The following is a 12156-nucleotide window of genomic DNA, read 5'->3' as shown; positions in this document are numbered from 1 at the left end:
ATGACCGAGAGCAGCACGGGCACGACCCGCCAGGACACGGCCGGACCGGAGCGCGGCAGGGTCCTCCTGTCGGTGCGCGATCTGGCGATCTCGTTCGACAACGAGGGCGGCAGCGTCGAGGCGATCCGCGGACTGGGCTTCGACCTGCACGAGGGCGAGGTGGTCGCGATCGTCGGCGAGTCCGGCAGCGGCAAGTCGGTCACGGCGCGCGCGATCCTCGGCCTGATGGCCCGCAACCAGCGGATCACCGCGGGCAGCATCGAGTTCTCGCACCGGAGCGACGACGGCACGGTGACCGCGAAGGACATCGCGGCGATGCCCGAGTCGGCGATCCGCCGCGAGATCTGCGGGCGCCGCATCGCGATGGTGTTCCAGGACGCCCTGACCTGCCTCGACCCGACGATGTCGGTCGGCAAGCAGGTGATGGAGGGGATCCAGGAGCACTTCGGGCTCGGCCGTCGCGAGGCGCGCGCCCGGGCCGTGGAGCTGCTCGGCGAGGTCGGCATCGACGATCCGGAGCGGCGGTTCAAGCAGTACCCCCACCAGCTCTCCGGAGGCATGTGCCAGCGGGTCAACATCGCCATCGCGCTGTCGTGCAACCCGGACGTGCTGATCTGCGACGAGCCGACGACCGCGCTCGACGTGACGATCCAGCTGCGGATCCTCGAGCTGCTGAAGCGCCTGCAGGCGGACCGCGGGCTCTCGGTGATCTTCATCACCCACGACCTCGGCGTCGTCGCGACCGTCGCGGACCACGTCAGCGTGATGTACGCCGGACGGATCATCGAGCAGGGCACCGCCGAGCAGGTCTTCTACGACCCGCGGCACCCCTACACCTGGGGCCTGCTCTCCGCGATGCCGGACCTGACCACCGACTCCCCCGAGCTGTTCGCCATCCCCGGCAGCCCGGCGAGCCTGGTGAACCGCGCGCCGGGCGACCCCTTCGCTCCGAGGAACCCGTTCGCGCTCGAGATCGACTTCGTCGAGGAGCCGCCCCTCTTCGACGTGGGCGGCGGACACCGGGTCGCCTCGTGGCTCTGCCACCCCTCCGCTCCCCCGGTCGAGATGCCGGCGCCGCTGCGCGCCAAGATCGACGCCATGCTCGCCCCCAGTGAAGGACCGACCCCGTGACCGCACTCGCTCCGACGCCCGACTCCGCGCCCGCCCTGCTCTCGGTGCGCGGCCTCACCCAGGTGTTCCGGCTGGGCCGGCGGCACCACGTGACCGCGATCGGCGGCGTCGACTTCGAGATCCGGCGCGGCGAGACCTTCGGGCTGGTCGGCGAGTCCGGCAGCGGCAAGTCCACGATCGGCCGCTCGATCATCCGGCTGATCGACCCGACCGACGGCCAGGTCGTGCTCGCGGGCCGCACGATCAGCGGCCGGCTCGACGCCGCCCAGCGCGACCACCTGCGCTCCAGCATCCAGATGATCTTCCAGAACCCGATGTCGAGCCTCAATCCGCGCAAGACCGTCTTCGACATCGTCGCGCAGGGACTCACCACCCAGCGCCGGTACTCCTCGGCGGCCGAGCGCGACGAGAAGGTCTACGCGATCCTCGAGAAGGTCGGCCTCGACCGCTCGCACGCCGACCGCTACCCGCACCAGTTCTCGGGCGGCCAGCGGCAGCGCATCGGCATCGCCCGCGCGCTCGTGATGCAGCCCGACCTCGTGATCGCGGACGAGTGCGTCTCGGCGCTCGACGTCTCGATCCAGGCGCAGGTCGTGAACCTGATGCGCGCGCTCCAGGAGGAGCTCGGCACCGCGTACCTCTTCATCGCCCACGACCTCGCGATGGTGAAGTACATCTCCGACCGGATCGGCGTCATGCACAAGGGCCACCTGGTCGAGACGGGCACGACCGCCGAGATCTTCTCCGGCCCCGTGCACCCCTACACCCGCTCGCTGCTGCGCGCCGTGCTCTCGGCGGACCCGCGCGCGATGCGCCGCCGCGCCCCCTCCGAGCCGTACGACCCGGTCGCGCTCGGGATCGACTACTCGGCCGGGAGCGTCCACGAGCTCTCGCCGACCCACCGCGTCCTGGCGACCCCGGAGGAGCTGGCGGCCTGGCGCGCGTGACGGCCGCCCGGCGTCAGGACTCGTCGGCCTCGAAGCGCAGGGGCCGGTCGGCCACCGGCAGCCCGGAGTCGCGCACGGCGGCCTCGATCGCGGCGTGCCCGCCGTCGGGCGCGACGATCCGCAGGCCGTCCTCGGTCGCCCAGTAGGCGGTGACGCCGTGCTCCTCGACGAGGGTCGTGATCAGCGCGGCAATCCGCTCCTGCTCGCCGGGACCGACGGTGATCGCGGCCCACGGGCCGGAGATCTCGACCGGGGCGCCCCGCTCCGCGCCCGCAGCGTCCCGCAGGTCCTCCGCCGCCCGGACGATCGGGAGCAGCGCGGGCAGCCCGCCGGAGACGTCCTCGAAGGAGTCGAGGGCGAAGGACCCCTCGCGGAGCGACGCGTACAGCTCCAGGCCGCGGCCGAGGCCGTCGATCCGCTCGAGCAGGGCCGACGCGTCGACGGCGGGAGCGGGGCACGCGCCGATCGGCTCCTCCGCGCCCGCGAAGGAGAGGGCGTTCCCGCCGGCGGAAATCGCCCGGAACGACCACAGCACCGGATCCGCGTACTCGGTCGCGCAGGCCGTCGCGAGGGCGTCGGCGAGCGCCGGCTCCTCGACCGCGACCCCGACCCACGAGGTCGGCGGGCCGAACGCCGGCGCCTCGACCCAGCGCTCGGCGCCGTCGAGGGAGACTCCGGGCACCGCGGCGACCTCGCTGGTCAGACGGTCGAAGCCGGCGTCGGGCCGTGCGAACGGCGTCTCGTCGATCGTCCAGACGAGGAGCGTCAGCCCGCCGGCGGCGAGGGCCGCGGCGAGGACGCCGGCGACGGGGAGGAGGAGGCGACGGGACACGCCCCCATCCTCGCTCCCCTCCTCCGCGGCGTCACGTGGACATCGGGCGAACGGACGGTGCGTCGGCGTCGACGGCTCCCGCCTCGATCGAGCGCATCATCCGCGTGTTCACGGGCGACGGGTGGATCGAGTCGACCCGGACGCCGGTGCCCGCGACCTCGAGGGCCGCGCTCTTGGTGAGCCCGGCGACCCCGTGCTTCGAGGCGACGGAGGGGCTGAGGCCCGGGGCGCCGTCGAGCCCGGCGACGGAGGAGGTGGTGATCACGCTGCCCCGCCCCTGCTCGATCATCCGCGGCAGCACGGGGCGGCGGCGGTGCCGGCCCGCTCCCAGCACGCTGGGCGGCCGCCTGCCACCTGCCACGGGGGTCGACCTCCGCGGGGGGCAGGGGCTACAGGCGCAGTCCCGAGACGAGCGCGAGGAGCCCGTCCATCGACTCGACGACCAGGGGCGGGAGGTCGCCGCGCTCGGCGACGAAGGCGACCGCGAGCACGCCCGCTCCGGACGCGTCCGACTGCTCCCGCTCCGGCACAAGGCCCAGCGCGCGGGCCGCCGTCTCCGCTTGACTGGGGGCGACGCGCCGACCCTCGGCGCACCCGGGAGGCGACATGGCGAACCACCGTTTCGAGCTGCGGTCCGGCCGCGGGATGGGCGTCTCGGCGGCGGGCGATCCCGTCGCCGACCGGCTGGTGGTGTTCTGCCACCCCACTCCCGGAGCCGGCGGCTTCGACCCCGACCCCACTGTCACCGGCCCGTGGGGCCTGCACCTGCTGATCCTCGACCGCCCCGGCTACGGCGCCTCGGACCCGGTCGACGCCGCTCACGGCCGCGTCGAGGACCGCGCGGACGACCTCGCCGAGTACCTGCGCCGCTCCGAGCGCACCGCCCGCATGGTCGAGGGCGCCCGCTTCGGCAGCGTCGGCGTGGTCGGCTGGGGCTCCGGCGGCGCGTTCGCGCTCTCGCTCGCGGCCCGGCACCCCGACCTCGTGGACCGCCTCGCGCTGGTCGGCACCCCCGCGCCCCCGCAGGCCGGCGTGATCGTGCACCCCACCAGCGCGTGGGAGCGGCGCGAGACCCTCCGCGGGGAGGACGCCGACGCGATCGCCGCCGCCCTCCCGCAGACGCAGCCGGGCCTGGACGCGCTCGGGATCGACTCCGACGACCCGGTGCTCGCCACCCACGGCGGACTGCGCAACCGGCTGGAGCGGATGCTCTCCGAGGGCTGGCGGCAGGGCCCGAGCGGCGCCGCGACCGACCTCGCGGCGCTCCGCGACGGCTCCTGGGCCGACGACCTCGACCGGGTGACCGCCGAGACGCTCCTGGTCCACGGCGACGCGGACCCGGTGGCGAGCGCCGAGGACGGCCGCTGGTACCGCGGCCGCCTCGCGCGGGCGCGCACCGTGACCGTCGACGGAGCCGGCCGGCTGGCGCTCGTGCGCGAGTGGCGCCGGATCCTCGACCACGTCGCTCCGCTCGAGCGCGGGGCGGAGGGCCGATGAGCCGCCTGGGCGCGGGCCCGCTCGTGCTCGTGTCGGCGATGGCGGTCTCGGGAGTCGTCCACCTGGTGCACCCGCGGACCTTCGACGCGGTGGTCCCGCGAGGGATGCCCGGCTCGGCGCGCGGATGGGTCCTCGTCTCGGGAGCGGCGGAGCTGGTCTGCGCGGCCGCGACGCTGCACCCGCGGACCCGCGCGGCCGGCGGTCTCGCCTCCGCCGCCCTGATGGCCGCCGTCCTCCCCGGCAACGTGCAGATGGCGCGGGACGCCCGTCGGCCTCGGACCCGGGTGATCACGCTGCTGCGCCTCCCGCTCCAGATCCCGCTCGTGCTCTGGGGTCTTCAGGCGGCGCGCGGCCGCTGACGCAAGCCCGCGCGGGCGCGGATCGCCCGCTGCTACCGTCCAGGCATGACCGACCAGAGCGCGGACGACCGCCACGACCAGCTGACCAGCGCCCCGAAGGCGACGGAGGCCGACGCGGCCCCGCGCATCGAGGTCTCCACCACCGAGGCCGGCGACACCCGCATCGACATCCGCGAGGACGCCGCCGTGCGTCCGGGCCGTGTCGACGAGAACGGCGACGAGCTCGACGAGAGCCGCGACGATGCCTGAGCGCCGCCGTGCCGCCCTCGTCTACAACCCCGTCAAGGTCGACCTGGAGTCCGTGAAGGCCGCTGTGAAGCGCGCCGAGGAGGCCGCCGGCTGGGAGGAGACGCTCTGGTACGAGACCTCCGTCGAGGACCCCGGAGCCGGTCAGACGAAGGAGGCCCTCGCCGCGGGCGCCGACGTCGTGATCGCGGCCGGCGGCGACGGGACGGTCCGCGTCGTGGCGGAGGCCCTCCGCGGCTCCGACGCCTCGCTCGCGCTGCTGCCCTCCGGCACCGGCAACCTGCTCGCCCGCAACCTGAACCTCACGCTCGACGACATCGACAACTCCCTGACCGTCGCGTTCTCCGGACAGGACCGGGCGATCGACGTCGGGATGATCGACATCGAGACCTCCACGGGCCGCGACCGCCACGCCTACGTCGTGATGGCGGGCCTCGGGATCGACGCGAAGATGCTCGCCAACACCGACGACGACCTCAAGAAGCGGGCCGGCTGGCTCGCCTACGTGGACGCGCTGCGGAAGGCCCTGCTCGACAAGAACCAGCTCGAGTTCCGCTACCGCCTCGACGGCTCGAAGACCCGCAAGGTGCGCGCGCACACGATCATCGTGGGCAACTGCGGCGCCCTGCCGGCGAACATCCTCCTGCTGCCGGACGCGGCCGTCGACGACGGCGAGTTCGACATCGTCCTGCTGCGCCCCGAGGGCTTCTTCGGCTGGGTGCAGATCATCTTCAAGGTGGTGTGGGAGAACGGCGTGCTCCGCCGCAGCGGCGTCGTCGGCAAGAAGCTGATGGGCCTGACCAAGGAGGTGTCGGCCCTGCGGTACGTGAAGGGCCGCGACCTCACGGTCCGCCTCGAGCACGCGCAGGAGATCGAGCTCGACGGCGACCCGTTCGGCTCGACCTCGGCGTTCCGCACCTGGATCGAGCCCGGCGGGCTGACGGTGCGCGTCCCGGCCTAGCGCCGGCGGCGGCCGGGCGGATCCGCCCGGTCCGCCTCCCGCCGGGAGAGAGGATCGTCATCCCTCCCGGCGGAGGCGTCTGCTCCGAGCAGGGCGGTGCAGTGCGGCTTCGGGTACCGCACCCCATGCACCTGCATGAACACGGCGACTGTAGTGCGGAATCCGTCGCCGCCGCAACGATCCGCAGGGCTCCGGCGGCTCGAATGGGTAATTCCACCGTGCGATGCTCTGCGGCCGCGACGGATTCCGCACATGACTGTCCGCACGGCCTTGCTCGGACGGGCGCGAGGATTCGTGTCGGCGGCCCATCACGAGTCAGCAAGGCCGGTGTCTCCGCGCGCGCACGAGGCGGATCGATGTCGATCGGGACGCCATGTCCCGGTACTGTCAGGCTCGCTTCATCGAAAGCGAGAACAGGGGACACGCTATGAGCGGGCATCAGGAAATAGGCGACGAATCGCATTCGGCTCACGAGACAACCGGAGACGCCGGGCAGGAGGGCTCAACGGGTTCTGAGGACACAGAGGCTCCCCGACCCCGCACTCGCTTTCGCCGCCCTCGGCGCTCTGTCCTCTTCGCGGCCGGCGGACTTGTTCTCGCCACTGCCCTGGTCGTCATCGGAATCGGTGTGACGAACGCGATAGCCGAGGCCGAGAAGGCCAAGGCCGAAGCAGTCGAGGATTACCAGACCGCACTCGAGCGGCACGATTCGACATTCCGAGCCCACCAGGAATCGACCTCGGACGCCAGAGCCGAATCTCTCTCGGTCGGAGCCGATGACCTCGACAATGCCGCCCTGCTCACTCTGCTGCAGGAGTCTCTCGAGCGCGCGGAGAAAGAGGAGGCGGACCTCGCCGCCGCCCAGCTCGACACGAGCGCCGTCAGCCGCGAAGAAGTGGAAGCTGCGACCGCAGAACTCGATGAGCGCGAGAAAGCTCTCGACCGGGGTAGCGACAGAGTCGACCTTGCCGTCGAGGCGGTCGAGAGCGATAAGACAGCGAAGGAAGAGCGGCTGGCTGCAGAGAAGCAGGCCGCTGAGGCAGCTGCCGCGAAGGCGGCAGCTGTGGCGATCGGCTACGAGGACCTCTTCCGAGCCGGGAACGCCGCGGCCGGCTCCTACTACAAGTTCGAAGGGAAGATCATTCAGGACGCAGGCGGAACGTACCGCGTGAACATCACACGCGAGCCTGGATACAGTCGAGATTTCTGGGAGGACACCATCCTCGTGACCATCGCCGGCTCGACTCCGCAGCGTCTGCTCGAAGACGACATCATCGCGTTCACGGCTCTCTCCGCGGGGGTTCAGTCCTACACGACGATCTTCGGTGCCACAGTGGAGCTCCCGTCCGTCGTCGCCTCGGGGAGCGACGTGAGCGTTACCGGCCGCGCCGAATAGGTCAGCTGCCCATTCCCGTACCAGGGCGGTAGAAGAAGCACACCGCTGTCGGCAGGCCGGATCGCCGCGGCGCGGCCGGGGTGTCAAGGAGGGACGGCAGGTCGGCCCGAGCCGATACCGTCCCTCCATGGGCTTCTTCGACCGCAACGACTCCTCGACCAGCGCCGCCGCGCCGCAGCCGAGCGCACCTGATCCGCAGCGGCGGGTCTGGAGCGACGGCCTCGGCCGGTTCGCCACCCGCTGCCTCCAGGTGGTCATCGTCCTCCTGCTGGCCTCGGTGCTCGTCTTCGCGATGACGCAGCTCACGCTGGTGCTCATCCCCGTGATGATCGCGCTCATCCTCGCCGCGGCGATCCACCCGGTCCTGGCGTGGATGCGGCGCAAGGGCGTGCCGTCGATCCTCGCGACCTGGCTGGCGCTGATCGGGCTGCTCGCGATCCTCGGCGCGGTCGGCTGGCTGATCACGGTCGCGGTCCGCAACCAGTGGGACGAGCTGGTCAGCAGCGCCTCCGACGGCATCACCTCGCTGCAGGACTACGTGCAGCACCTGCCGTTCCAGATCACCGACGAGCAGATCGAGTCCGCCCGCCAGTCGGTCGTCGACTTCCTCACCTCCAGCTCGTTCGGCAACGGCGCGCTCGCGGGCGTCTCCGCAGCGGCGAACTTCATCACCGGCCTCGTGCTGATGATCGTGGTGCTCTTCTTCTTCATGAAGGACGGCCCGAAGATCTGGGAGTTCCTCCTGCGCCCCTTCACCGGCTCGGGCTACGAGCGCGGCAAGCGCGTCGGGCACAAGACGGTCGACGTGCTGGGCGGCTACGTCCGCGGAACGGCGACCGTCGCGGCGGTCGACGCGATCGGCATCGGCGTCGCGCTGGCGATCATCCAGGTGCCCCTGGCGATCCCGCTGGCCGTCATCGTCTTCCTCACCGCGTTCATCCCGATCGTCGGAGCCACGGCCGCCGGCATCCTCGCCGCTCTCGTCGCGCTGGTGGCCAACGGCCCGGTCGCCGCGCTGATCGTGATCCTGGTCGTCATCGGGGTCAACCAGCTCGAGGGCAACTTCCTCCAGCCGGTCGTGATGGCGCGCTCGCTGAAGCTGCACCCGCTGATCGTCCTCATCGCCCTGACCGTCGGCACCGTCCTCGCCGGCATCGTCGGCGCCGTGCTGGCCGTGCCGATCGCGGCCGTCGTCTGGGGCATCGTCTCGATCTGGAACGGGCCCTCCGACCCCGCCGAGCCCGCGCGGCAGAAGCGCGCCGAGACGGTCTAGGCCCCCGGGACCGTCGAGCGCGCGCCTAGCGCTCGACGATCCCGTCGCGCAGCGCCTGCCGGCGGAGCGAGATCTTCGTGCCGACGGCCAGCCCCTCCGCCCGGTACTTGCCCCGGGCGCTGCGCAGCGAGCTCCGCGCGGCGTCCTGGGTGATGCCGAGGAGCGTGGCGACCTGCTTCAGCGGCATCCCGTCGACGAAGAGGCGGACGATCTCCCGCTCGCGGTGCGTCAGGGTGCCCGGGCGGTCGGCCCCGAGCAGCTCCCGCGTCTGCGCCGTCAGGAAGCGCTCGTCGCGCGCCGCCGCCCGGATCGCCGCGAGGATCGTCTCGGTCCGCTCGCTCTTGACCACGTAGCCGTGCGCTCCGGCCTCGAGCGCCCGGCTGATCGTCCCCGGCTCGGAGTGCGTGCTGATGATGATCGTGGCGGCGCCGGCGGCCGCGATGATCCGGATCTTCATGGCGAGGTCGAGCTCGTCGCCGAGGTCGATGTCGAGCAGCACCACGTCGGTCGGGAAGGCCGGGTGCGCGAGCAGGTCCGTCCAGGTGCCGGCCGTCGCCGCCACGCGGATGTCCGTGCCCGAGCGGCGGATCCACTCCGCCAGCGCCGCCAGCAGGATCGGGTGGTCGTCGAGGATGGCCAGCGTGATCGCGGGCTCGTCGCTCATGTCGTCGTCCTCCTCCGGGGCCGGTGAGAGACGAGGATCCTCGTCGCGCCGTGGTCGGTCGTCGTGCGGTGCTCGCCGAGCTCGCTGAGGATGCCCCAGACCGCGCGGTCGAGGTCGCGTGCGCGGATGCCCGCCGCGACCAGGGCGAGCTCCACCCCGCCGCCCTGGCCCGGCTCCAGGCGGACGGCGAGCGGAGTCCTCCCGGCGGGGGCGGAGAGCAGCCAGAGCGCCGAGAGCAGCCGGGAGCGGTCGAGCGGGGCCAGCAGCGCCGCGGCCCCGCTCGGATCGTCGATCGCGACAGCGGAGGACAGCAGCGCCGACTCCTCCACCGCGATCCTCAGCCAGGTGCGGTCGTGGCTGCGGGCGAGCGCCTCGCGGAGCTCGTCTCCGAGCACCCGCGCCCGCTCGCCCAGCTCCTCGTCCAGCGGCACCGGCGTCCGGACCCGTTCGAGGAGCTCCTCGATGCGGGCGTCCACCTGCGAGAACTCGTCGTCCGCGGCGTGGACGGTGCCGCCGGCCAGGCTGCGGTCGAGCGTGCGCCGCACGTACTGGTCGAGCGAGGTGAGCACGACGACGCACACGGCCGCGGGCGCGACGGCGAGGAGGACGTTGCTCACCGCGAGGGCGACGCCTCCGTCGCCGAGGAGCGCCTGGCCGACGAGGCCGAGCGCCGTGAGCCCGACCAGGACCACCAGGGCGAGGAACGAGCGCGAGAGCGGCTGGAAGGTGATCAGCGCGATCACGCCGGCGCCCACTCCCACGCAGACCGACGGGTAGTACATCGGAGCCGGTGTCGGCAGAGCGTGGTCGGCGAATTCGAGCAGCAGAGCGGCCACGTCCACGGTGAGGACGCCTGCGAAGGCCCGGCGCGGCAGCTCGCCGTGGCGGCGGAGGGCGATCGAGACCCCCACCGCGCTCGCGGCGACGACCAGCAGCCAGGAGAGTCCGCTCAGCCAGGTCGCGGACCGCGCGTCGAGGGACCAGAGGTACGAGATCACTCCGCGGATGTCGAGCAGCACCGCCATCGTGAGGAAGCCCAGCCCGAGGTAGCTCCCGCTCAGGCGGTTCGGCCGGGTGAGGCGCTCGCGGATGCTCCACAGCGCGCCCGGGCTCCTGTCCGCCGCCCGGACCAGCTCCAGGAGCGTCCCCTCCTCCTGCCGCGACCCGCTCACAGCGGCACGCTCAGCAGCACGGTCGCGCCGGACCCGGGCGCCGAGAAGACCCGGACCGCGCCGCCCACCGCCTCGATCCGGCCGACGACCGACTCCGCGAGGCCGAGGCGTCCGGCCGCCACCGCGGCCGGGTCGAAACCGCGCCCCTCGTCCGAGACGACGACGCGGAGCGAGCCCGCCTCCTCCGCCACGCTCACGTGGGCCAGGTCCGCTCCGGAGTGGCGCCGCACGTTCTCGAGGCACTCCCCGGTCGCGCGCACCACGGCGTCGAGCACCTCCGCGCGGATCCGCGGCTGCGCTCCGCCGTGCCAGCGCACCTCCACGCCCACCGCCGCCGACCGCCGACCGAGCGCGAGGAGCGCCTCCGGCACCCCGGCCGCCCCGTCCGGGTCCGGCTCCTCCACCGTCTCCAGACCGCGCAGGAGGGCCAGGTCGGCGGCGGCCCGGTCGCGCAGCACGGGAGCGGGCACGCCCTCCCCCCGGTGCGCCACCAGCGTCAGCGTCGCCAGGATCGTGTCGTGCATCAGCCGCGCGTCGGCGCGGTGCCGGGACTCGCTCTCGCTCGAGCGGCGCTCGGCGTCGTGGGCGGTCCGGAGGCGGGCGGTGCCGACGTGCGCACGCGCGACGCTGCCCGCGAGCCACCGCGCGGCGGTCAGCAGCAGCGCCCAGCAGACGACGACCGAGATCAGGACGAAGGGAGCGCGCCCGGACGCGCCCGTCGCCGCCGCGCCGAGGGCGAGGACCGGGAGCAGCGCGAGGACCGCGGCCCACGGCATGCCCCGCCAGGAGCCGACGGCGAGCAGCGCGCACGGCAGCGCCATCGAGGCGAGCATCGTGATCCCGCCCAGAACGGCGCGGAGGGAGGCGTCGACGCCCGGCGAGAGGAAGGCGGCGAGTGCCGCGACGTCCAGCGCGGATCCCAGGATCACGGCCCTCGTCCCGGTCGCGACCGATCGGCCGGGCGCGAGCTGCACGAGCGCCGAGACGACCAGCAGCGCCAGGCTCGGCAGCACCGTGGTCAGCTGCGCGGGCGTCAGGGCGAGCAGGTGCAGCGCGGAGGCGGCGGTCAGCACCCCGCCCGCCCGCCGGGCGCAGAGCACGCCGACCTCGCGCTGCTCGCGCAGCAGCACCGCGGCGTCGGCGGGCCGGGGAGGCAGGGGCACGGTGACCTCGGGAGGACGGGCTCCGGGCTCGTTCCGGGGCGACGGTGGCGGGGAGGCTGTGGCGGGGAGGCTGTGGCGGGGATCGGCGGCGGGGAACGGCGCGATCCGAGTCGTATCGTGGCACAACGCGACCCGCCCGGACAGCGGTTCCGGCCGCCTCGCGCACGCGGATCGGCGCGCCGTATGACGCGGGCGGTCGCGCTCGGGGGCCGTGATCCCGTAGAGTCGAGACATCTCCTGGGCGATCGCCCGAATTCCACGGCTGAGAAGTCGCACGACGACGAAGAGACTCAGCCCCTGATAGAGACCGCACCGACCGAGAGCATCGTCCTCGGTCGTCCGGTTCGAACGCCCGCCTCGCACGCGGGTACCGCCCTTCACAGGACGCCGCGGAAGCCGCGCCGTTCCTCGTTCGACCCCCGCTCCACCGGCTCGCCCGGTCCGCGGGACGTTCTCCCCCGCAGAGCCGCCCTCCCCCGGAGGCGCGAGCTCAGCCCCTAGACGACCCGGACGAC

At 73.2% G+C, this 12156-nt stretch carries 14 protein-coding genes; 8 read left to right on the top strand and 6 right to left on the bottom strand.

Features of this window, described 5'->3' with window-relative positions; genetic code table 11:
* Window positions 1-1131 (top strand): ABC transporter ATP-binding protein, encoded by a 1131-nt coding sequence (locus GTU71_RS15390; RefSeq protein WP_104249940.1) that lies wholly within the window; start codon window positions 1-3, stop codon window positions 1129-1131.
* Complete coding sequence (locus GTU71_RS15385; RefSeq protein ID WP_104249941.1) at window positions 1128-2078, top strand: ABC transporter ATP-binding protein; 951 nt, start codon at window positions 1128-1130, stop codon at window positions 2076-2078. The genes GTU71_RS15390 and GTU71_RS15385 overlap by 4 nt, the downstream gene beginning before the upstream one ends.
* A 13-nt stretch (window positions 2079-2091) precedes the next feature.
* Here GTU71_RS15385 and GTU71_RS15380 read toward each other — a convergent pair whose 3' ends face one another.
* From GTU71_RS15380 to GTU71_RS15370, 3 genes are read right to left on the bottom strand one after another with little or no spacing between them, the layout of a single operon-like run.
* Window positions 2092-2910, bottom strand: a complete 819-nt coding sequence (locus GTU71_RS15380) for a hypothetical protein (protein WP_159940908.1) — start codon at window positions 2908-2910, stop codon at window positions 2092-2094.
* Window positions 2911-2941: 31 nt separating this feature from the next.
* On the bottom strand, window positions 2942-3271 hold the full coding sequence (locus tag GTU71_RS15375; RefSeq protein WP_208543599.1) for an SDR family NAD(P)-dependent oxidoreductase: 330 nt from the start codon (window positions 3269-3271) through the stop codon (window positions 2942-2944).
* A 28-nt stretch (window positions 3272-3299) separates the two neighbouring features.
* Window positions 3300-3440 (bottom strand): hypothetical protein, encoded by a 141-nt coding sequence (locus tag GTU71_RS15370; RefSeq protein WP_159940906.1) that lies wholly within the window; start codon window positions 3438-3440, stop codon window positions 3300-3302.
* A 76-nt stretch (window positions 3441-3516) separates the two neighbouring features.
* Between GTU71_RS15370 and GTU71_RS15365 the strand changes: the two genes are divergently transcribed.
* The 6 genes from GTU71_RS15365 (at window position 3517) to GTU71_RS15340 (ending at window position 8642) form a co-directional block, all read left to right on the top strand.
* The gene (locus tag GTU71_RS15365; RefSeq protein WP_104261538.1) at window positions 3517-4407 is read left to right on the top strand and encodes an alpha/beta hydrolase; all 891 of its coding nucleotides are present in this window, start codon (window positions 3517-3519) and stop codon (window positions 4405-4407) included.
* Window positions 4404-4766, top strand: a complete 363-nt coding sequence (locus tag GTU71_RS15360) for a hypothetical protein (protein ID WP_159940904.1) — start codon at window positions 4404-4406, stop codon at window positions 4764-4766. The genes GTU71_RS15365 and GTU71_RS15360 overlap by 4 nt, the downstream gene beginning before the upstream one ends.
* A gap of 45 nt (window positions 4767-4811) precedes the next feature.
* Window positions 4812-5015: a multidrug transporter gene (locus GTU71_RS15355; protein ID WP_104222930.1), complete on the top strand. Its 204-nt coding sequence runs from the start codon at window positions 4812-4814 to the stop codon at window positions 5013-5015.
* Window positions 5008-5973: a diacylglycerol kinase family protein gene (locus GTU71_RS15350; protein ID WP_104222931.1), complete on the top strand. Its 966-nt coding sequence runs from the start codon at window positions 5008-5010 to the stop codon at window positions 5971-5973. Before GTU71_RS15355 ends, GTU71_RS15350 begins: the two co-directional genes overlap by 8 nt.
* A gap of 427 nt (window positions 5974-6400) precedes the next feature.
* On the top strand, window positions 6401-7369 hold the full coding sequence (locus GTU71_RS15345) for a hypothetical protein (protein WP_159940902.1): 969 nt from the start codon (window positions 6401-6403) through the stop codon (window positions 7367-7369).
* A 127-nt stretch (window positions 7370-7496) separates the two neighbouring features.
* Window positions 7497-8642 carry an AI-2E family transporter gene (locus GTU71_RS15340; RefSeq protein WP_159940900.1) on the top strand — a complete coding sequence of 382 codons (1146 nt, stop codon included), beginning with the start codon at window positions 7497-7499 and terminating at the stop codon, window positions 8640-8642.
* 25 nt (window positions 8643-8667) lie between these two features.
* Here the strand turns inward: GTU71_RS15340 and GTU71_RS15335 are convergent, their stop codons facing one another.
* The 3 genes from GTU71_RS15335 to GTU71_RS15325 are packed head-to-tail and all read right to left on the bottom strand — an operon-like array spanning window position 8668 to window position 11641.
* Window positions 8668-9306 carry a response regulator gene (locus tag GTU71_RS15335; protein WP_104246949.1) on the bottom strand — a complete coding sequence of 213 codons (639 nt, stop codon included), beginning with the start codon at window positions 9304-9306 and terminating at the stop codon, window positions 8668-8670.
* Window positions 9303-10478 (bottom strand): hypothetical protein, encoded by a 1176-nt coding sequence (locus GTU71_RS15330; protein WP_159940898.1) that lies wholly within the window; start codon window positions 10476-10478, stop codon window positions 9303-9305. The genes GTU71_RS15335 and GTU71_RS15330 overlap by 4 nt, the downstream gene beginning before the upstream one ends.
* Entirely contained in the window at window positions 10475-11641 is a 1167-nt protein-coding gene (locus GTU71_RS15325; protein WP_159940896.1) for an ATP-binding protein, read from the bottom strand. The genes GTU71_RS15330 and GTU71_RS15325 overlap by 4 nt, the downstream gene beginning before the upstream one ends.
* Between the last annotated feature and the right edge of the window lie 515 nt (window positions 11642-12156).

The organism is Rathayibacter sp. VKM Ac-2762 (assembly GCF_009866585.1).
Classification (GTDB): Bacteria; Actinomycetota; Actinomycetes; order Actinomycetales; family Microbacteriaceae; genus Rathayibacter.
The sequence above is the reverse complement of the archived record's forward strand: the minus strand, read 5'-3'. Positions and strand labels throughout refer to the sequence as shown.

What these genes read in the sequence shown, in the direction of transcription:
- GTU71_RS15390 (WP_104249940.1), top strand. Translation starts at nt 1, where the DNA reads ATGACCGAGAGCAGCACGGGCACGACCCGCCAGGACACGGCCGGACCG.
- GTU71_RS15365 (WP_104261538.1), top strand. Translation starts at nt 3,517, where the DNA reads ATGGCGAACCACCGTTTCGAGCTGCGGTCCGGCCGCGGGATGGGCGTC.
- GTU71_RS15360 (WP_159940904.1), top strand. Translation starts at nt 4,404, where the DNA reads ATGAGCCGCCTGGGCGCGGGCCCGCTCGTGCTCGTGTCGGCGATGGCG.
- GTU71_RS15355 (WP_104222930.1), top strand. Translation starts at nt 4,812, where the DNA reads ATGACCGACCAGAGCGCGGACGACCGCCACGACCAGCTGACCAGCGCC.
- GTU71_RS15350 (WP_104222931.1), top strand. Translation starts at nt 5,008, where the DNA reads ATGCCTGAGCGCCGCCGTGCCGCCCTCGTCTACAACCCCGTCAAGGTC.
- GTU71_RS15345 (WP_159940902.1), top strand. Translation starts at nt 6,401, where the DNA reads ATGAGCGGGCATCAGGAAATAGGCGACGAATCGCATTCGGCTCACGAG.
- GTU71_RS15340 (WP_159940900.1), top strand. Translation starts at nt 7,497, where the DNA reads ATGGGCTTCTTCGACCGCAACGACTCCTCGACCAGCGCCGCCGCGCCG.
- GTU71_RS15335 (WP_104246949.1), bottom strand. Translation starts at nt 9,306, where the DNA reads ATGAGCGACGAGCCCGCGATCACGCTGGCCATCCTCGACGACCACCCG.